This window comes from Vibrio salinus (genome assembly GCF_021272385.1).
Lineage (GTDB): Bacteria > Pseudomonadota > Gammaproteobacteria > Enterobacterales > Vibrionaceae > Vibrio > Vibrio salinus.
This window is the reverse complement of the sequence record NZ_JAJSDZ010000010.1, coordinates 123,912-141,870: the sequence shown is the minus strand read 5'-3', so window position 1 is coordinate 141,870 and position 17,959 is coordinate 123,912. Positions and strand designations below refer to the sequence as shown.

Here is a 17,959-nt window from a genome sequence, read left to right as displayed (position 1 = left end):
ATCTCCTTTGATTACTGTTCGGTACGTGATACATAATTAACCACAGGCAAGGAAGTTACAAACGATAGAATTTGACATTCAGATAAGGAAAACTTAAGTGAAAGAAACGCTACCTCCACTTCGGTGGTTGTATTATTTTTATGTCGCAGCGGAGCATGGAAGCTTCAAAGTCGCATCAGAGCAGTTGTTTGTTACTGCAGCAGCGATCAGTCAGCAGATTCGTCAGCTTGAAGAATGGTTAGAGTGTGAGCTTTTTATCCGTCAGCACCGTAATGTGGAACTGACTCCGGAAGGGGATATGTTGTTTGATTCGGTTCAGAAAGGATTTGCTCATATACAGGATGGAATTCGTGCTATTAATCAGGACACGACACCGAACCAGTTGTCGATTTCCGTTCAGCCGACATTTGCCCAGTATTGGCTGATTCCAAGAATCAAGCATTTCCGTGCTCTGCATCCTCATTTGTCTCTGATGATTGATCCGACCAATAAGGTTGTAAATTTTCGGGATAATCCGGTTGATATCTGCATTCGTCATGGAGTCGGTAATTACAAAGACTGTGAGGCGGTCTGGTTAATGGACGAAATCATTTACCCGGTATGTCACAAGCATTATCAGCAGGAAAAACAACTGTATGATCTCAGTGATTTGAAGAATGCGGATTTGATAGAAGATATTTCTCCGGATAAAAACTGGACATCCTGGTTACAGACAATGAACCAGCCGGTGGGGAAAGTTTCACTGAAATATGAAGGATCTCAGTTTGTGATGGATGGAGCGTTGGCTTCGCAGGGCGTAGCTCTGATTAAGCACAGCATTGCCCAGCGGTACATTCAGGATGGTCAACTGGTCCGTATTGGTAACAAAGCAGTGAAAAACCATTATAGTTATTATCTGTGCGCTCCCCGGAGTCATATGAACCGCGAAAAAATTCAGACATTCATTGAATGGATTCAGTCTGAAGTTCAGAGTGTTCAGCAAAACGATAAAGAAGGGATTAACCTGCTTGATTTAAAACCGGATAAGTATGGTGTGATTGATTTGTGACCGCCATCATCAGATGGCGGATGAACGGAGAGAAAAGGTGAATATTCAAACGTTTTCGCAACGGGTTGGTGTATCGGCTTACACGCTCCGTTACTATGAAAAAATTGGTTTACTGAGAGACATTAAGCGGGATGCCAGTGGTCACCGGAGTTTTATGCCGGGTGATATTGAATGGGTAAAATTTATTGTCCGGTTAAAAGAGACCGGGATGCAGCTTGAAAAAATTAAAGAGTATGCGGATTTACGGGCGATTGGTGATGAAACACTTTCACAGCGTAAGGAATTGCTGGAAGAGCATCGTATCCGGCTAAATAAGCAAATTGAATTGCAGCAAATGCACCTTGAAGCACTGGATTTAAAAATTGCTTTCTATGATGAGAAAATTTCTTCTTGACTTAGAGTTCACTCTAACCTGTAACCTTCTGTTATCAACTTAATCGGAGGGTACAGAAATGGGTAAAACAAGATATGAGATCGGATTTGAGCAATTATCAAAAATTGATGGAGAAGCGGGACATAAAGTGATTGATAGTCTGAAAGATATCTGTCCGGATTTGGCAAAATTTACCATTGAGTATCCTTTTGGGGATATTTACAGCCGTGAAGGGCTGGATTTGAAATCCAGGGAGATTGCGACGATCGCGGCGCTTACTGCCTTAGGAAATTGTCAGCCTCAGTTAAAAGTTCACATGCATGCTGCCTTAAATGTGGGTTGCAGTGAAGAAGAAATAAAAGAAGTGGTTCTTCAGATGTCGGTATATGCCGGATTCCCGGCCGCGCTAAATGGTATGTTTGCTTTTAAAGAGGTGTTGGCAGAACATCAGGCCAATTAACGGATGTGCAGTGTGTTGAAAGAGGCTGATTTAGCCTCTTTTTCCGGTATAAAGTATGCATCGCGTTCAGAGGTTCAATCTCTATCCTTATCATTAGCAACATGCTTATTCTCTGACACCTGTCTTAATAAGAAACATCAACTCGTCATTACTGGACATGTCCGGTTTTTTGTCAACTAGACTTGAAAGGAGATAAAAGTCTTATTAATCCTACGCGAGGGAAAATATATGCGATGCTTCAAACTCTGCTTTATGTGGACGGTATTACTGTTCTTTGGTGTTACTTCTACATTCGCTTTGGCTGGAAACACGGATCCTTTGTTTATTAATCTAACCAGTGAGAATAGCCACCGTTCGCTAATGGCGATTGGCTTTGGTCTTGCCCAGCAGAAACGAGGGCACGAAGTGACTATTTTTCTAAATGACACCGGAGTGAAAATTGCTTCTAAGCAATATTCAGAGAGCTATAAAAAACAGCAGGATTTACTGCGTCAAATTGTTGCAGATAGTGGTAAAGTCATTGTGTGTCCGACTTGTATGAATCATTACGGAGTGAAAGAAGATGACCTGATTACCGGATTAAAAAAAGGGAATCCGGATATGACGGGAGCTCAGCTATTTAAAGAGAATACGAAGACCATGGCCTGGTAGCCTGCAACTCTCTGAAAAATAATTGCTAACTCATATAGAGTAAAAATAGGAGCCAGCGTCGGATTTGCTGGCTCAGCTGTATGCAGAAAAACCGGTAATCAACCTGATTTTTTGTAAGGCGGGAACATTTTATAAGACTTGTAGTTAGTTATAATAACGTGCAGTCAATTTGAGAATTTAGTCCTGTATTCGACAGGGGTTAAACCTTTATAGGCCTTGAATAGTCGATTGAAATTCGAAATATTGTTATATCCGACACAATGACATATATGGCTAACATTCAAACTGGACGTTTCCAACAGGTTCGCAGCATGACTTAACCTTATTTTCTTCAGTCTTTGACTAAATGTTTCTCCAAAATGCTTTTTAAAGATTCGATTCACTGTTCGCTCACTGCAATAAACGTGGTTCGAAAGGTCACTAAGCGAAATATCTTTTGAATAATTTTTATCGATATACTGAGATAGTGCTTCAACTCTGTCTTTTTCACATTCAAAGAAATCACTCTGAAGTGAACTGAGCCGAATTTGCCCTTTGTCTTGAGTGATTAAAGAGAATACCCGGAATAGGACAGATAATTGCTCAAGACTTGATGTATTGTAGTCTATCTGATTTATTACATCTTTTGCTTCAAATGCGGCCTGTTGAGAAAAGAGTATCCCTTTATTCTTATTACCGAATACATTTGCCAGTTTTCTCATTTCACTACAGTGGACCAACATATGAGACATCCACTCTTTTTCGATCCATAAGCAGTGTCTCTCTGGCAACTTGCCTTTGATATTCAAAGTTAACCCTCTTAGATCGTGAGGGATATTGGGAGGGATCAAAATAAAGGAGCAGGGAAACACTTCTATATCTACGCTTCCAACGGTAATCATTCCCTGATAATTGAATAGTAAAAGTAGTTCGTACTCACGGTGAAAGTGTCGCTGTGTTAAAGCCGTCGTTGATATATCAAAATAATGCCGCCATGAGTAACCCGGCCTGATCAGTGTTTTCGTTGGGATAGGTTTCATTTTGTGCTCATCTAATCTTATGCACCAAATCAAAACAGAGTCGTCGTGATAGTATCAGTATTCGTCTACATAGTGTAACTGAAACTCCATTTTATCGATAATAATACAAATATGAGCTTAGCTAAACTCCACTAAATTTTTCATTTTAAATTATATATAACAATTAGTTAATGAGGTTTTGTGATGAAAAACTATGAAGGAATCATCTTTGACATGGATGGTACTTTGGTTAATTCGAAAGATGCCGTAGAAAAAGCGTGGAGCATATGGGCTGGCGGGCATAATATCGATGTGAATAAGATCCTGGCGGTTTCTCATGGCCGCCCAAGTGACGAAGTGATCAGGGAAATAATGCCTCACCTCGACATCAAAGAAGAAGTGGCTAAGTTAGAGACGATAGAATTAGAAAATGTCGAATCGGTGAGACCCATTTGTGGTGTTATTAAGTTTTTAAGACAATTACAGTCTGAAGAATGGGGGATATTTACTTCTGCCCCCAGAGCGCTGGCTATTAAAAGACTGAGAGCAGCATCCATTCCTGTTCCTGACATCCTTGTGACGGTTGAAGATGTGGCTAATGGCAAACCACATCCTGAAGGATATAATCTGGCCGCAAACAGATTAGGTGTGGAAAGCAGTAAATGCTTAGTTTTTGAGGACGCCGATGCCGGTATTCTGTCAGCTATCAATGCAGGATGTGATGTCATTAAAGTATTAGCAGCGGCACCCAATGATCTTCCTGTGGATAATTGCATTTCTGTTGCAGATTACTTTGATGTGTCGGTATCTCTTAATGGCCGATTAATCTCTTTACAGTAACGATTTTTTCAGGAGCAGAACTCCCCATTTTTTTACCGGGGTTCAGCTCGTAAACAGATAGATAAGTACCATAGTTAATGCCGCGATTGTCAGCGTTTTTACCCCACTAATGAGCCAGGTTTCTCCGGAGAGCCGACCAAGAAATACGCCAAACATAAATATAATAAAGATGGCGACAAAGACCGCGATTTGCAAAGGAGGAAGCAATAGATCTATCCCCAGATTTGATACCCACAGAGGAGTAATGATCAGCAGCGAAATAATCAGGGGCGCGGAGCCGTTCACTATTGCGATAAAAATGGGCACCCAGCGCGCTGCTTCGGCATGGGCGCCTTCTTGCAATTTTATGAGCATTGCATCCTGAAGGTTACTCAGGGCAAGACGAAGTTCCGCCTGCTCACTGACATAGGCACTGCTGGTTCCACTGACTGCCAGAGCGATGGTTGCGCCCATACAGGCATTAATAATGACTTCCAGACTGGCGGGTGAGCTGAACAGGAAACCGATAATGATTCCGAGCATAGTAAGCGCACCATCAAAACCATTGACCACAAAATACCGTCGCATGATCCCCTGAGAATTTGTGATCTGCAGATAAAAGTGAATTTGGTGAAATGGTTTCAGCAATTTAGCGCCTTCCATATTGAACCGGTTAAGAACAGAAAATTACCCGTGCACCGCCGCGTTGTCATTTTGCACTTCCACAACATCAACACTGTGTAACGAGCTGCTCATCTTGGTAATGACGGCCTGAATGGCATCAAAGTCCAGATCATAACCTTCTATTGACACTTCAATGGTTTCGGTGTCCTGATCCACTTCGATTACAGACAAACTCACCGCGTAATCATCACCAATCTCCGCTAATCTGGTGCAAAACTCTAATGCCGAAGGCTGGTGAGGTTTGAGAACATCCAATACTAAACGCTTAACTAACACCATATAACATTCTCTTGTTTCGCTGTTATCCCGGGAGCGCTGGGAACAGACTTAAGTCTATGATAAGAAATAGAACATTTTCAGGTTCGTTCAATATGAGTATAGTAGAATTTTTACCCGGAAAACCCCGGGGCATCGCATTCTGTCAGTGTAGGCATTACTTTTTTAAAGCAAAGCCCATATAATTCAACGTTAATTCATTTTACCCCGTTGCCGAGCATGACAAATTACACTCTTGAAATATATAAAGCGCCTCTCGAAGCCATCAAAAAAGGCGCAAAAAAGATAGAAGTCAGGACGAATAATAGTTACGAATCGATTCGTTATGATGGACTGGAACAAGGCGATACGATTGCTTTTCAGGTTATCTCGGGCCCTCCGTTTACCGGGCTGGATGTTATTGAACCCGATGTGCTCATCGTCGAAGTGGTTGATGTCAGGCATTACCCTGACCCCAAGGCACTTCTGCTCGCAGAAAAACGGGTGGGTCTGGAGAACCTATGTGAGACCCTGGAAGAGCAAATCGATTTGTTGTACAGCTTTCATGAGTATCAGGATATGATTCCGGTTCACGGTATTTTTGCGATTGAAATAAAACCGCTAGGTTAACGCTGAATCATGCATCTTCAGGTCGCTTGGTTATACAAGTATTTATTAACGGTCAGTCATGCAATTTAGCGCCTTTAAAGACTTTATCCACCAGCTTTTTATTTCCGCACATTGCCAGCCCAACTAATGGTAATTGATCGGTTGGGTACTGGCTGACCGTTTGCCTGTTTGCTTCGTCATGTCCGGAAAAAAACATATCTTCAATAAAAATAGCGACCTTCGCCTGTTCGCGATTGGCGCGTCGGATAAATGTGGATAGCTTTTCCCGGTTGGCCTTGAGTACCATAATCGGTTGTATACAAAGCGGTAAATATTCGCTACCTGACGCATCTCGATAATACTTCCCTGTATTCACTTCCGGGCCACTGGTTACCCCACCAGAAAGAAAACTGATGACATTCAGCTTTTGCCAGGTTGGCAGATCATCAGCAACAACAATGGCAAACTTAGTATCAAACTGCATAATAGTCCTTGTAATTAAAAATTAGTAAAGTTTTCTAATGAATATTTTCATTTAAATAGAGAAAGAACTTAAACCACTGATAAATTTCAGGAATGGGTTGAGAGTGCTCTTTTTCTCTTTGCTTTTAAAGTTAGTATGAAAAGTACAACAAAAGAAAAATAGAATAAAATTGCGGTTTTTATGCTCTGATAATACGTTTGGAGGGCTGGTTTGGAGGAAAAATAAATACTTGTGGTCAACTGTTGTGCATTACTGAAAATTGACCAATTCATTTGTTTAAGTTTTTGCTTTTATAGATGTGGCCATTCAATGTGGTAGTCGGTACCAAAATTATCTACTGAAACTATAGTGTTTTGTTAATTACTCTTTGTCAAAACTATCAACCACTATTGCTCCCATAGATGCAGGCATTGAAATAATGATCACTCGCTTTAATGCAACTAGTGGCTCTGATAATAACGGTAGCTTATTGATACAAAATAGAACGAACAACACAACCATTGCTGTCATTAAGTAGGCAGTTAGGATACGTAGAATGAAAACTAATTTGCGTTCAGAAATATTACGTTGAAAGACACTTTCAAAGGTGTATAAAGTAAGAAAAACAACTGAAAGTCCGAATAACATAAATAGGTTCAACGCAGGTAAGGTCTCAGCCAAGCGCCAAGCTTCTGCAGAAAATGAAATTGGCACAGCAAGAGCAAATGCCCCGACAAATATTTGGCTTGCGTCCTCAAAATTAAAACTATATTTCACCTTGGCCTCCCGCAATTCACATAACTTTTTATTAGTCGGCGGACTTATGTTTCTACCTGTCCCACTAATCGATGACTTTCTAATTCACTAAATTATAAAATAAAAAGTTCTAATAGATGTTGCCACAGCTTCTAAAATTCTCCTATTTTCAAGTCGTTGGTGGAGAACAGTGCTATGCAATAGGTTTTGCGGGCAAGAATGAAGCAGGTTTCTTACCCATTAAATGCTTTTATTTTTCATATAACTCTAAGGGCAGACCGTCAGGATCTTTGAAGAAGGTGAAGGATTTGCCTGTGTATTCATCAACACGGATCGGTTCGACATCAACACCTTTAGCCTGAAGCTCACTGACGGCGGCTTCCATTGAAATAACGTTAAAAGCCAAATGTCTTAACCCCTGAGCTTCCGGTGTAGTTACTCGTGGTGGTGCAGAAGGGAAAGAAAACAGCTCGATTTGCCTGCCGTCTGGCAGAGCTAAATCTAATTTGTATGAATGACGATTTTCCCGGTAATGCTCAGCCACAACCTTAAGCCCTAAGACCTCAGTATAAAATGCTTTAGAGCGTTGATAATCGGAGCAAATAATTGCCACATGATGAATACTTTCTAAAAACACATTTTTCTCCCAACCCGATTAAACGGCACTGAAAACATAGCACAAATCTAATGGGTACAAAATGCGACGACTTGATTTACCAAAACATTGAACGGAAAGGGGAAAAATTATTATTGATTGATTAGTCCGACTTTCAGGTCAGTCGCCTGATAAATAATATTTCCGTTCTGAATTACGACACCATCAGCGATTCCCAATGGCATCGGTTTTGCAAAAACTCTTTTTATATTCAGCTGGTACTGTATTTCATCCGCGTCCGGGTATATTTGCCCCATAAATCTAACTTTTCCTACACCCAGAGCACGTCCTTTTCCCGGCAGGCCTGACCAACCAAGAAAAACGCCCAGTAATTGCCATAATGCATCAAGTCCTAAACATCCTGGCATGACTGGATCGCCTTTAAAATGACAGTCAAAAAACCAATGATCAGGTTTTATTTTCAGTTTGGCATCCATTCTTCCTTTTCCGAAATTTCCTCCCGAATGGGAAATGTCAGTAATTTCATCAATCATTAACATGTAGGAACTCGGTAGCTGAGCATTTCCTTCTCCGAAAAATTCCCCTTTTGATATGTTTAACACATCTTTATTTGATAACTGCATATTGTTCTCCGGCTGATAAGCAAATGCAGTGTGACAAACTATGGATTTCCAGAATTGTAAAAATCGGACCTAAATCGTTCGAAAAATTCATAAGGACTGATAAGGAAGTGTTTTTTGAAATCATTTAACAGGTGGGATTGGTCAAAATATCCTAATGACAACGCCAAATCCGGAGAGGTATTTTTTAACCTAAAGAGCTGTTGACTTGCATATTGTAGCCGGATTGTTTGCATAAACTGTTTTGTATTTAACCCTGTATACATCTGAAATAACCGATTCAAATGTCGGGAACTACATCCCACGTCAGTGGATAATGAGCTTATCCTTTTATCTCCCCGGCACTGATAGATACTTGATAATGCATGGTTAAATTTTTCAGATGACTTTGGTTTGATCAGTTTTAAAAGCCATTCCTCACAAATAGAGACTCTTTTCTGGAAACTTGAGGTTTGAAATATTTGCTCAGAAAGCGAGTGATAAGCGGAAGGTAATAGGTCTTGAATATTGATTAGCTGTTCTGTCATTTCAGAGAGAGCAACGTTGATAAAATTCGTCATCATTCCGGGATAAAACCGAATTCCAAAATATTGACCCGGCTGAAAAAGTTGTACATTAAATAGTTTTGAATGAGGACCACCCAGCTTTGCACTGACTGGAGAAATAAAAATTGATTGCGTACCATCAGGAATAACGAAATAGGGTGTTGGTTTTTTTGCAGTAATTTGCAAATAAGAGTAAACAATACCTTTTAACTTTCCTGATGCCGGTATTTGCTTTAAAGATAATCCGAACTTTACCAATCCTGTCTTTGTTAATGTTGGTTGAAATGGTTGGTAAAAATGGCTCATTACTTTCACTATTCAAACTATTGTCTGTGGTAATAACACATATTGACGTATGAGGCGTTTTTAAGCAAATGAACCGCGCGAACGGTTGAACAAATATTATTGGAGATAAATAAATGAGAGCCCCATTTCAGGTACTGGTTTTTCCGTATCACATCGTGGACGATGAAGTGCGTTTTTTGATTGGGCGCAGAAAAGACAATGGACTATGGCAGGCGGTTTCCGGTGGCGGGGAAGATAATGAATCGTTGCTCGATGCGGCAAAGCGAGAGTTGATGGAGGAGACTCAGCTAACCGGATGTCACTGGCAGCAGTTAGACGCCATGTGCATGCTTCCTAAAATTTTTTATGCCGGTAATGAACATTGGGCGGAACATCCATTTGTGATTCCGGAATATGCGTTTTCCGTTCAGGTCAGTGGTAACCCCCGTTTATCCTCAGAACATACCGGGTTTCGTTGGTGTGATTTTCAGGAAGCCAGTGAGCTTCTGGAATATGACTCAAATAAAATTGCCTTGTGGGAGTTAGGTGAAAGACTTAAAAAATGGGTCGAATTTGAGCGGCAGGCTTGTTCGTATGACAGAAGCCGTACACAGTAATGTATCGGAGGTAACGAGTGATAGCATCCTGAATCAAGCAAGAGAGCCTGCCCGGTTATTGTTTAAACTTATAAATGGCATTGATAAGTTGAATGATAAAATCAAAATGATACACTTATAAAATAAAGGCGAATTAGAACTATTCTTATTTACCGATATGTTATAACATAATCAGTGCCTTATTATTCAGTTTGTTTATGTATGAGTCTGACGCACAAAGATTATTATAAAATCGCCATTCCTTTTATTATTTCAACAATCACTCAGCCCTTATTAGGTGCGGTCGACACGGCTGTGATCGGCCGGTTGGGGGTGACAGAGTTTGTTGGTGGCGTTGCTATCGGTACAGTAATTATGAATACATTGTACTGGTTGTTTGGTTTTTTTCGTGTCAGTACTACCGGACAAAGTGCTATTGCCATGGGGAAAAATTCCGATTCAGACCGGGCCAGCAGTTTCATCCGTCCTTTTATTCTGGCTGGGGTGGTCGGGCTGATTTTCATCCTGTTGCAACCCCTCATTTGGCGGGGAGCCTTTCTTATCATTGAACCCGATCCTGATGTCGCAGCTTCCAGCCGTACGTATTTTGATATCTTAATCTGGGGAGCCCCTTTTGTTCTGCTTAATTACACTGTTATTGGCTGGTTAATGGGGCAGGCCAAAGTGAAAGAAACGTTGTTAACTCAGGTTGCCGGAAATGTACTCAACATTTTTCTGGATACAGTTTTTGTCTTGTGGTGCGACTTTGGTGTTGCCGGTGTTGCTTATGCCAGTCTGATTGCTCAACTCTTTACCTTTGTGACCGGGATGGTTTTGGTTATTCGTTCAAGTCATTTTTCCTTTCTTCGTTATGTGGGGTTTGTCCGTCTTCGCGGGCAAGATGTGAATGTGATCCTATCTTCTAACACAGATTTACTGCTGCGCACGGTATGTATTCTGGTGTTTTTTAATATGATGGCGAGAATCGGTTCCGGGCTGGGTACTGATGTGCTGGCAACGAATGCCATTTTGTTGCAGGTGACCTTTGTCGTCAGTTATTTGTTTGATGGTGTAGCGAATGCATCCAGTGTTTTTTCCGGGCAAGCGGTGGGCGAAAAAAATACGGATTTACTGCAGGATGTTCTACGCCTGAATTTCCAGTGGACCACCTTGTTTGTGTTGTTGAGTACGGCGGTCATTTTTCTGTTTCAGAACGACATTGTTTTGTTGTTTACCCGCATACCGCAGCTTGTCTCTTTTTATCAGGACATGTCGGTTTGGTTACTGATATTTCCTCTGATTTCGGGGTATGGATTAACGATTTATGGCATTTTTACCGGCTCTGGTACTACCCGTCCGGTACGCAATTCCAGTATCGCAACGTTGGCTGTGTTTTTAATAGTGCTTCCGTTTTCAGTGGATTTGTGGGGAAATCATGGCCTGTGGGCGGCCTTTACCCTGTTTTACATAGGCCGATTTGCGTTTCTTTATCCGTTTATCTCTCAGATTAAAGAAAAATGCACCGGGACAGGGGCCATCAAAGAATGACGTATTTATCAGACAGGTCGGGGTCATGCGAAAGGCGATTCTGAAAAAACTGACAGAGTTAGTATTGGTTATACTGGCCGCAACGTTTCTGACGTTTTTTCTTACCTGGCTGAGCCCGGGCGACCCGGCAGAAATTTATTTTGAGTTCAGGGGGATCTCGCCAACGCCTGAAATGCTGGCGGCCATGCAAGCGAAAATGGGGTTAACGGATCCGTTTATTGTTCAGTACTGGCATTGGCTGGAAGGTATCCTGACGTTAGACCCCGGGGTATCGCTGAGAACCGGCGAACCGGTATCCGATATGATCCAGCACCGGTTTTTGATGACGTTCCGACTTTCGGTCGTTGCTGTCGGGTTGATGCTGGTTTTTTCCTTTGGACTGGCCATTCTCGCATCGCTGAAAGAATCCAAACCAACCGACTACATTATTCGCCTGTTTTCGTTTGTCTGTGTTTCGGTGCCCGATTTTTGGCTCGGGCTCATCTTAATACTGAATTTTATTGTGTATTTCCATTGGTTTAAATTGACCGATCCGTCTGCGCCGGGCAGTGTGATTCTGCCGGCTCTGACTTTGGCAATTCCACTCATAGGCCGTTATTCACGGCAGATACAGGCCATGATCAGCGAAGAGATGACCAAAGACTACGTGATAGGAGCGCGGGCGAGAGGGTGTAAAGAAGGCGCTATTATTGTTTTCCATATTCTGCCGACCATTCTGGGGGGGCTGATCACCTTATTCGGGCTTTCCTGTGCCTTATTGCTGGGGGGGACGGTGATCGTTGAATCCATCTTCTCATGGCCGGGATTGGGGAGCATGGCCATTGACGCCATCACCCACCGGGACTACCCCGTTCTACAGGCTTACGTACTCATTATGGTGTTTATCTATGTCAGTATTAATTTCATTGCCGACCTGATTGCAGAAGCGTTCGACCCGCGGCTGGCATTGACCGGGGGCGGGAAATAATGGAAAAGCGTGTCGTGAATAAAAAAACACAGTTCATTTGTGCGGCAATGCTGGCCGGTTTATTGGTGATAATGGCGTTTATTGCGCCCTGGTTTGCGCCTCATGATCCCCTGGAAACCGATTTTCTGCACATTCTTGAACCGCCGGGGCTGTTATATCCTCTCGGAACCGATCAGGTTGGTCGGTGTATTTTATCCCGTCTGTTGTATGGCGCGAGAATTTCACTGGGAATGACGTTCGGCATTCTGATCATCATTTTTGTGCTGGGAATGTTGATTGGTATTGTGGCCGGGATGCGCAGCGGATTTTTGGATACCGTGATCATGCGTATCGCCGACACTATTCTGGCGTTCCCTGATTTGGTCTTTGCCATTGCGGTCATCGGGTTACTGGGGCCTGGCATCATTAATACGATTGGGGCGCTTGCCATTATCTGGTGGACCAAGTTTGCCCGGCTGAGCCGCGTTCTGGTCCGGACGGCCGTTCAGAGTGACGCTTTTCTTGCCGGCCGCATGGCCGGAGCCGGACCGGTGAAACAGATCCGGTATTACATCCTCCCGTCTATTTTTCCTCCGTTACTGACCCAGCTCAGTCTCGATATCGGCAACATGATGCTTGCCCTTGCCGGATTGTCGTTTCTGGGACTTGGCGTTCAGCCTCCAACCCCGGAGTGGGGAAATATGTTAAGTGAGAGCCGGGAGTACCTGCAAAGTGCACCGTGGCTGATTGTGTATCCCGGTATAGCAATATTTATCGTGGTGGTGGTCTTCAACATCTTAGGAGATTCCACGCGTAAGTACTTAGACCCCGGCCGGCATTAGGTCTGCAGTCCCTGATGCTTTCCGAACATCTTAATCAATAAGAGTGACTGAAATGAAAATAATAACGCCAATAATGATGATTCTGACGCTGATATTTTCAGTAAGTCAGGTTCAGGCAGAAGAACCTAATAAAACCGTTAACATCGCACTATTCTGGCTCGATGGAGATATTGAACCGACAACGGCCTGGCATGGCTGGACACTGGCACATTGTGGCGCCGGTGAAAACCTGGTGCAGATAGATGAAGATCTTCACTTTAAACCAGTCATTGCCAAAAGCTGGAAGAAAGTTGATGATTTGACGATGGAGTTCACTATTCGTGACGGCGTTACTTTCCAAAATGGCAGGGCTGTTGATGCTAATGCTGTGAAAGCGTCTCTGGAGAGGGCTCTGGCGATGACAGACCGCAGAGATATGTTGGTTCCGGTCGATAAAATTACTGCGGAAGGTAACAAGCTCACCATCAAAACATCCCGGCCTTACGCTATCTTGCTGAACGTTCTGGCGGATCCGGTTTTTATCATCGTTGATGCAAAAGCCGCTGCCAGTAACCCGGACGGCTTTAAATATCAGCCGGTGACTACCGGTCCGTTTATGGTGAAAACGTTCTCTGCTGAAACCGGACTGACGCTGGAAAAATATTCCGGCTACTGGCAGGGTGAACCACATGTTGACCGGGTAAACGCGAAATACATTCCGGATGCCAGTACCCGGGCAATGGCACTTCAGTCGGGTGAGCTGGATTATTCGTCTCAGATTAGTGCTGCGGATCTTCCCGTACTTAAAAAAGATAAAAATCTGAATGTGGTAACCGGACCGAACTTACGGATCTTTTTTGTCCGGGCAAATTTTGCTCATCCATGGATGAAAGTACCGGCATTCAGAAAAGCGCTGCGTTACGCCATTCATAAAGATATCTACGCGGAAAAAATCGCCAATGGCATTCCGGCCAGAGGGCCTTTCAATGATCTTCTGCCGTTCGGTCATCAAGGCGGTGATGCGTATCCTTATAATAAAGAAAAAGCCATTCAGTTACTGGATAACGCCGGCATCGTCGATACGGATGGTGATGGTATCCGGGAATGGAAGGGCAAAGATATTGTTCTGCAATACATTAGTATGACTAACCACGGCATTCAGGCGAAAAATATTGGTATTGCCATGCAGTCTGAGTTGAAAAAAATCGGAATCGGTATGCAGGTCAAACAGATGGAAAACTTTGCGGAAGCCTCTAAGCAGGGCGCGTACGATTTTCTGTTTGAACGGTGGACATCGGCCCCGACACTGGATCCGCAGTATTTCCTAGAGTCGAGCTTTAAGACCGGTGCGCGTGGTAACTCGGGTCACTATAGCAATCCGAAACTGGATGCGCTTATCGATGAGCTTGATCACACACAGGACAAAAATCGCCGCAATGAGCTGGGTGCTCAGGGTGCGCAACTGCTGATGGACGATGTCGCTTCCATCTTTTTGTACTACCAGAAAGGCAATATTGTGTATAACCGACGCATTTCCGGTGTTCACCGGTTTGTTTCTGAATTGTACTACATCGATGACAGACTGAAATTTTCTGATGAATGAGTCATCTCAACCGGTTCTTGTCGATGTCCGGTCTCTGACGGTCCGGTATCCCGGAGGGCATGATGCGCTCCGGGACGTCAGTCTGAGAGTCCGCCGGGGAGAGATACTTGGCATCGTCGGGGAAAGCGGGTCCGGAAAAACGACACTGATCCGGACTCTGATTAATCTGCCCGGAGCCGGGGCCATGATGGAAAGCGATGGTTTGTCGTTTTCCGGTCAGGATATGACCACGCTGTCGGCGGAGGCGTGGCGGCAGTTACGTGGCGGGCGGATTGCCATGATTTTCCAGAACCCCGGAGCCTCATTAAGTCCGATGGTGACGGTAGAAAGGCAGTTTACAGAAGCGATCCGCAACCACAGAAAAATCACCCGTCGGGAAGCCAGAGACATTGCCCTGACCGAAATTCAGAAGCTCCGTCTGGATGACCCCGAAGCGGTTCTGGCCTCTCGCCCATGGCAGTTGAGCGGTGGCATGAAACAGCGGGTGGCGATTAGCATGTCACTGGCCATGAAACCGGATTTGATTCTGGCCGATGAGCCGACGTCGGCGTTGGATGTCACCACTCAGGAAGTGGTGATGAAAGAGTTGAACGAGCGAAGGCGCCATGACGGTACGTCCGTGATTGTGGTCAGCCATAATATTTGTGCCTGTGCTTCTGTGGCCGACAATCTGTTAGTCATGAAAGAAGGTCGGGTTGTCGATTATGGCCGTGTCAGAGAGATCCTCTCCCGTCCCGATCATACCTACTCTGGTCAATTATTAAGAGCCGTTCCGCATTTAAGGGCAATGAAACATGAATGAAAAGCCGCCTCTGTTATCGATTAACGATCTGACTCAGTCGTTTGAAAAAAATGGCCGCCGGATTCCGGTTCTGAAAGACATTAACCTCGATATTCATGCCGGAAGTAGTATCGGTATCGTCGGGGAAAGTGGCTCAGGAAAATCAACGCTGGCCAGACTGATCTGTCGTATTCACCAACCGGATTGCGGGCAGGTTCTGTTGCATGGGAAGGACATCGGTTCGGTAAAAATGAAAGACTATTACCGTCAGGTTCAAATGGTATTTCAGGACCCTTTAGCCAGTTTTCCACCCAGAATGAAAGTGAAAGCGTATCTGTTGGAGCCGTTTTATAATTTCAGAATGCTGGACGGAAGAGACCCGGGCGCGCTGGCCACATCGCTGCTTGCCAGAGTCGGCCTGCCGGATACGGTGCTTTCCCGCTATCCGAATCAGCTTTCCGGCGGACAGCTTCAGCGGATTGTGTTTGCCCGGGCGACGGCGGTGCACCCATCTCTGCTGATTTGTGATGAAGCCACGTCGGCACTGGATGCAACGGTGCAGAAGCAGGTTCTGGATGTTTACCACGATCTGAAGAAAGAAATGGGGTTTGCCTGTCTTTTTATTACCCACGATTTGGCTCTGGCTGAAACCGTTTGTGACACAGTTCATGTGATGGATAACGGGCGTATCGTAGAAACGCTTGTTACGGGTAACCTGGCGGAAGAAGCGTCTCATCCCACGACCCGCCGCCTGATACATTCCTGTTGTACGCTCTCCGAGGTCGTTTCACCCGTCTGAATGTTGTAGTTCAGAATATGAAGCCGAATAAAATACCTGAGTGATCTGAGAAAGAATTTTGGAACGTACAGCGGCATGTTGCCAGTACAGCGGTTCTTCAAGCCACGTATCCGGGGCAAGGTTAACCACTTTCCCTTCCCGGACGGCATTATCCAACAGACCTTCCGCCGCCATTGTCCAGCCCATATGTTGTGCGGCGGCATCGACTAAACCACCGGAACTGGGCAGGTACTGAATGTTGGCCGGTGTGATACTTTTGTTTGTGATGGCTTTCATAAATCGCATTTGCAGGGGATCCTTCCGGTTATAGATAAGAACCGGAGCCTGCTGAAAGGCCGCTGCCGTCAATCCCTGCTTAAAATAGTGCTCGGCAAAGCGGGGAGAGGCGATAGCGCAATAGCGCATTTTCCCCAGAGTGTGAACCGTGCAGCCTTGCAGTGGTGTTTTTTCCGACGTGATGGCGCCAATTACCGAGCCGTTTTTTAGATGATCTAATGTGTACTCCTGATCATCGATGCGGATATCAAACCGATTCCCATAGTGCTGGTTTAACTCCGCCAGTGCGGTGATTAACCAGGTCGAAAGGGAGTCTTCATTTACCGCGATCGGCAGTGGATGAGAGCGGGGCAAGTTGTCTTGCTCCGGGATAAAATCTGCCAGCACTTCTGCTTCCAGAAGAGACATGGGTTTGACCCGGCTTAAAAGCCGCTCTCCGGCCGGGGTCGGCTGGCAGGGGGACTGGCGGATAACCAGAAGCTGTCCTATCCGGTCTTCCAGTGTTTTGATTCTTTGTGATATGGCAGAAGGTGTGACGGACAACCGTTTTGCGGCACCTTCAAAACTTTCCTCTTCAATGACGGCAATAAAGGCGGCGACCTGGGGTGACAGCAAACTCATCAGAATATCCAGTTTAGAAAATCTTAATTACATTAAGTTTATATCAATTTTCTAATTATAAAAATACCCGCATAATACCGCTCAGGTAGTTTAAATGATGTAAATAATCAAAGGGTTTCTTATGCTTGCTTCTTCTATTGTGACCGGGTTTACCACCGGAGCCGGCCTGATTGTGTGTATCGGGTCTCAGAATGCGTTTGTTCTCCGGCAGGGGCTGATGCGCAGTCACACCGGTGTGGTTGCCTCGGTATGTATTCTGAGTGATGTGCTACTGATACTGGCTGGTATTTCCGGTCTGGGGTTTATCGTCAGTCACTTTCCCGGAATCATTGAATTTGTCCGTTATGCCGGTGCGCTTTTCCTTGGCATGAATGCCGTAGTGGCAGCCCGGCGGGCCTGGAGTAGTCAGGGAGTTCTGAACCCTTCGTCTGACCGTCATCATTCCCGCAGACAAATATTATTAACCAGTCTGGGGTATACCTGGCTTAATCCTCATGTTTATCTCGATACAGTGTTTATGCTGGGCAGTTTGTCTCTGCATTATGAAGGAACCGGAAAATGGCAGTTTGGGGTTGGAGCGATGCTGGCCAGTGTCGTCTGGTTTATCTCCATCTCATACGGAGCAAAAATACTACTGCCTTTGTTTCGTAGTGAAAAAGCGTGGCGTCTTCTTGATGTGTTGATCGCATTGCTGATGGGCTATTTCTGCCTTTCTTTACTGCTTATACCGGTGAATTAGAGCCAATGAACGATGATCGGGCCTTTCGTTTCAGGCCCGGTTTGTTC

At 44.4% G+C, this 17,959-nt stretch carries 23 protein-coding genes; 14 read left to right on the top strand and 9 right to left on the bottom strand.

From position 1 onward, the window contains the following. Positions 1-97: 97 nt before the first annotated feature. The 4 genes from LRQ06_RS14150 to LRQ06_RS14135 all read left to right on the top strand — a co-directional run bounded on the left by LRQ06_RS14150 (position 98) and on the right by LRQ06_RS14135 (position 2,532). A complete protein-coding gene (locus LRQ06_RS14150) occupies positions 98-1,048 on the top strand; it encodes a LysR substrate-binding domain-containing protein (RefSeq protein WP_232767409.1) in 951 nt (316 codons plus the stop codon). Positions 1,049-1,085: 37 nt separating this feature from the next. Beyond that, the gene (locus tag LRQ06_RS14145) at positions 1,086-1,442 is read left to right on the top strand and encodes a MerR family transcriptional regulator (protein WP_232767407.1); all 357 of its coding nucleotides are present in this window, start codon (positions 1,086-1,088) and stop codon (positions 1,440-1,442) included. A 58-nt stretch (positions 1,443-1,500) separates the two neighbouring features. After that, positions 1,501-1,881: a carboxymuconolactone decarboxylase family protein gene (locus LRQ06_RS14140; RefSeq protein ID WP_232767405.1), complete on the top strand. Its 381-nt coding sequence runs from the start codon at positions 1,501-1,503 to the stop codon at positions 1,879-1,881. Between the two features lie 228 nt (positions 1,882-2,109). After that, a complete protein-coding gene (locus LRQ06_RS14135) occupies positions 2,110-2,532 on the top strand; it encodes a DsrE family protein (protein ID WP_232767404.1) in 423 nt (140 codons plus the stop codon). Between the two features lie 164 nt (positions 2,533-2,696). Here the strand turns inward: LRQ06_RS14135 and LRQ06_RS14130 are convergent, their stop codons facing one another. Then, positions 2,697-3,551 carry a helix-turn-helix transcriptional regulator gene (locus tag LRQ06_RS14130; RefSeq protein ID WP_232767402.1) on the bottom strand — a complete coding sequence of 285 codons (855 nt, stop codon included), beginning with the start codon at positions 3,549-3,551 and terminating at the stop codon, positions 2,697-2,699. A gap of 183 nt (positions 3,552-3,734) precedes the next feature. Between LRQ06_RS14130 and LRQ06_RS14125 the strand changes: the two genes are divergently transcribed. After that, positions 3,735-4,370: an HAD-IA family hydrolase gene (locus LRQ06_RS14125; RefSeq protein ID WP_232767400.1), complete on the top strand. Its 636-nt coding sequence runs from the start codon at positions 3,735-3,737 to the stop codon at positions 4,368-4,370. A 42-nt stretch (positions 4,371-4,412) separates the two neighbouring features. Here the strand turns inward: LRQ06_RS14125 and LRQ06_RS14120 are convergent, their stop codons facing one another. Both LRQ06_RS14120 and LRQ06_RS14115 read right to left on the bottom strand, forming a co-directional pair. Further along, positions 4,413-4,997, bottom strand: a complete 585-nt coding sequence (locus tag LRQ06_RS14120; protein ID WP_232767398.1) for a VIT1/CCC1 transporter family protein — start codon at positions 4,995-4,997, stop codon at positions 4,413-4,415. Between the two features lie 39 nt (positions 4,998-5,036). Continuing rightward, a complete protein-coding gene (locus LRQ06_RS14115; RefSeq protein WP_232767397.1) occupies positions 5,037-5,312 on the bottom strand; it encodes a DUF211 domain-containing protein in 276 nt (91 codons plus the stop codon). Between the two features lie 216 nt (positions 5,313-5,528). Here LRQ06_RS14115 and LRQ06_RS14110 point away from each other — a divergent pair, with 216 nt between their 5' ends. Then, positions 5,529-5,918 (top strand): ASCH domain-containing protein, encoded by a 390-nt coding sequence (locus LRQ06_RS14110; protein WP_232767395.1) that lies wholly within the window; start codon positions 5,529-5,531, stop codon positions 5,916-5,918. A gap of 52 nt (positions 5,919-5,970) precedes the next feature. Here the strand turns inward: LRQ06_RS14110 and LRQ06_RS14105 are convergent, their stop codons facing one another. The 5 genes from LRQ06_RS14105 to LRQ06_RS14085 all read right to left on the bottom strand — a co-directional run bounded on the left by LRQ06_RS14105 (position 5,971) and on the right by LRQ06_RS14085 (position 9,203). Then, on the bottom strand, positions 5,971-6,381 hold the full coding sequence (locus tag LRQ06_RS14105) for a DUF2000 family protein (RefSeq protein WP_232767394.1): 411 nt from the start codon (positions 6,379-6,381) through the stop codon (positions 5,971-5,973). A gap of 360 nt (positions 6,382-6,741) precedes the next feature. Beyond that, positions 6,742-7,137, bottom strand: a complete 396-nt coding sequence (locus LRQ06_RS14100; RefSeq protein ID WP_232767392.1) for a DUF2391 family protein — start codon at positions 7,135-7,137, stop codon at positions 6,742-6,744. Positions 7,138-7,366: 229 nt separating this feature from the next. Then, on the bottom strand, positions 7,367-7,753 hold the full coding sequence (gloA2, locus tag LRQ06_RS14095) for an SMU1112c/YaeR family gloxylase I-like metalloprotein (RefSeq protein ID WP_232767390.1): 387 nt from the start codon (positions 7,751-7,753) through the stop codon (positions 7,367-7,369). Between the two features lie 110 nt (positions 7,754-7,863). Then, the gene (fabA, locus tag LRQ06_RS14090; RefSeq protein WP_232767388.1) at positions 7,864-8,355 is read right to left on the bottom strand and encodes a bifunctional 3-hydroxydecanoyl-ACP dehydratase/trans-2-decenoyl-ACP isomerase; all 492 of its coding nucleotides are present in this window, start codon (positions 8,353-8,355) and stop codon (positions 7,864-7,866) included. A 38-nt stretch (positions 8,356-8,393) separates the two neighbouring features. Next, a complete protein-coding gene (locus tag LRQ06_RS14085) occupies positions 8,394-9,203 on the bottom strand; it encodes a helix-turn-helix domain-containing protein (protein WP_232767387.1) in 810 nt (269 codons plus the stop codon). Positions 9,204-9,316: 113 nt separating this feature from the next. Between LRQ06_RS14085 and LRQ06_RS14080 the strand changes: the two genes are divergently transcribed. The 7 genes from LRQ06_RS14080 to LRQ06_RS14050 all read left to right on the top strand — a co-directional run bounded on the left by LRQ06_RS14080 (position 9,317) and on the right by LRQ06_RS14050 (position 16,276). Further along, positions 9,317-9,799, top strand: a complete 483-nt coding sequence (locus tag LRQ06_RS14080; protein WP_232767386.1) for an NUDIX hydrolase — start codon at positions 9,317-9,319, stop codon at positions 9,797-9,799. 201 nt (positions 9,800-10,000) lie between these two features. After that, positions 10,001-11,326, top strand: coding sequence for an MATE family efflux transporter (locus tag LRQ06_RS14075; protein WP_232767385.1), 1,326 nt, complete (start codon positions 10,001-10,003; stop codon positions 11,324-11,326). Positions 11,327-11,351: 25 nt separating this feature from the next. Continuing rightward, complete coding sequence (locus LRQ06_RS14070) at positions 11,352-12,293, top strand: ABC transporter permease (RefSeq protein ID WP_232767384.1); 942 nt, start codon at positions 11,352-11,354, stop codon at positions 12,291-12,293. Further along, on the top strand, positions 12,293-13,114 hold the full coding sequence (locus LRQ06_RS14065) for an ABC transporter permease (RefSeq protein WP_232767383.1): 822 nt from the start codon (positions 12,293-12,295) through the stop codon (positions 13,112-13,114). Before LRQ06_RS14070 ends, LRQ06_RS14065 begins: the two co-directional genes overlap by 1 nt. Positions 13,115-13,166: 52 nt before the next feature. Continuing rightward, positions 13,167-14,696 (top strand): ABC transporter substrate-binding protein, encoded by a 1,530-nt coding sequence (locus LRQ06_RS14060; RefSeq protein ID WP_232767382.1) that lies wholly within the window; start codon positions 13,167-13,169, stop codon positions 14,694-14,696. Next, a complete protein-coding gene (locus tag LRQ06_RS14055; protein ID WP_232767381.1) occupies positions 14,689-15,498 on the top strand; it encodes an ABC transporter ATP-binding protein in 810 nt (269 codons plus the stop codon). The genes LRQ06_RS14060 and LRQ06_RS14055 overlap by 8 nt, the downstream gene beginning before the upstream one ends. Then, a complete protein-coding gene (locus LRQ06_RS14050; RefSeq protein ID WP_232767380.1) occupies positions 15,491-16,276 on the top strand; it encodes an ABC transporter ATP-binding protein in 786 nt (261 codons plus the stop codon). The genes LRQ06_RS14055 and LRQ06_RS14050 overlap by 8 nt, the downstream gene beginning before the upstream one ends. Here LRQ06_RS14050 and LRQ06_RS14045 read toward each other — a convergent pair. Further along, the gene (locus tag LRQ06_RS14045) at positions 16,265-17,173 is read right to left on the bottom strand and encodes a LysR family transcriptional regulator ArgP (protein ID WP_232767379.1); all 909 of its coding nucleotides are present in this window, start codon (positions 17,171-17,173) and stop codon (positions 16,265-16,267) included. The genes LRQ06_RS14050 and LRQ06_RS14045 overlap by 12 nt on opposite strands. Before the next feature lie 121 nt (positions 17,174-17,294). Between LRQ06_RS14045 and LRQ06_RS14040 the strand changes: the two genes are divergently transcribed. Beyond that, a complete protein-coding gene (locus LRQ06_RS14040; RefSeq protein WP_232767377.1) occupies positions 17,295-17,912 on the top strand; it encodes a LysE/ArgO family amino acid transporter in 618 nt (205 codons plus the stop codon). The last annotated feature ends 47 nt before the right edge of the window (positions 17,913-17,959 follow it).

Excerpts from the sequence above, each read along its gene's own strand:
- LRQ06_RS14085 (WP_232767387.1), bottom strand. The coding sequence starts at position 9,203 with ATGAGCCATTTTTACCAACCATTTCAACCAACATTAACAAAGACAGGA.
- LRQ06_RS14045 (WP_232767379.1), bottom strand. The coding sequence starts at position 17,173 with ATGAGTTTGCTGTCACCCCAGGTCGCCGCCTTTATTGCCGTCATTGAA.
- LRQ06_RS14105 (WP_232767394.1), bottom strand. The coding sequence starts at position 6,381 with ATGCAGTTTGATACTAAGTTTGCCATTGTTGTTGCTGATGATCTGCCA.
- LRQ06_RS14080 (WP_232767386.1), top strand. The coding sequence starts at position 9,317 with ATGAGAGCCCCATTTCAGGTACTGGTTTTTCCGTATCACATCGTGGAC.
- LRQ06_RS14110 (WP_232767395.1), top strand. The coding sequence starts at position 5,529 with ATGACAAATTACACTCTTGAAATATATAAAGCGCCTCTCGAAGCCATC.
- LRQ06_RS14140 (WP_232767405.1), top strand. The coding sequence starts at position 1,501 with ATGGGTAAAACAAGATATGAGATCGGATTTGAGCAATTATCAAAAATT.
- LRQ06_RS14055 (WP_232767381.1), top strand. The coding sequence starts at position 14,689 with ATGAATGAGTCATCTCAACCGGTTCTTGTCGATGTCCGGTCTCTGACG.
- fabA (WP_232767388.1), bottom strand. The coding sequence starts at position 8,355 with ATGCAGTTATCAAATAAAGATGTGTTAAACATATCAAAAGGGGAATTT.
- LRQ06_RS14060 (WP_232767382.1), top strand. The coding sequence starts at position 13,167 with ATGAAAATAATAACGCCAATAATGATGATTCTGACGCTGATATTTTCA.
- LRQ06_RS14115 (WP_232767397.1), bottom strand. The coding sequence starts at position 5,312 with ATGGTGTTAGTTAAGCGTTTAGTATTGGATGTTCTCAAACCTCACCAG.
- LRQ06_RS14130 (WP_232767402.1), bottom strand. The coding sequence starts at position 3,551 with ATGAAACCTATCCCAACGAAAACACTGATCAGGCCGGGTTACTCATGG.
- LRQ06_RS14075 (WP_232767385.1), top strand. The coding sequence starts at position 10,001 with ATGAGTCTGACGCACAAAGATTATTATAAAATCGCCATTCCTTTTATT.
- LRQ06_RS14040 (WP_232767377.1), top strand. The coding sequence starts at position 17,295 with ATGCTTGCTTCTTCTATTGTGACCGGGTTTACCACCGGAGCCGGCCTG.
- LRQ06_RS14070 (WP_232767384.1), top strand. The coding sequence starts at position 11,352 with ATGCGAAAGGCGATTCTGAAAAAACTGACAGAGTTAGTATTGGTTATA.
- LRQ06_RS14125 (WP_232767400.1), top strand. The coding sequence starts at position 3,735 with ATGAAAAACTATGAAGGAATCATCTTTGACATGGATGGTACTTTGGTT.
- LRQ06_RS14050 (WP_232767380.1), top strand. The coding sequence starts at position 15,491 with ATGAATGAAAAGCCGCCTCTGTTATCGATTAACGATCTGACTCAGTCG.
- LRQ06_RS14065 (WP_232767383.1), top strand. The coding sequence starts at position 12,293 with ATGGAAAAGCGTGTCGTGAATAAAAAAACACAGTTCATTTGTGCGGCA.
- LRQ06_RS14135 (WP_232767404.1), top strand. The coding sequence starts at position 2,110 with ATGCGATGCTTCAAACTCTGCTTTATGTGGACGGTATTACTGTTCTTT.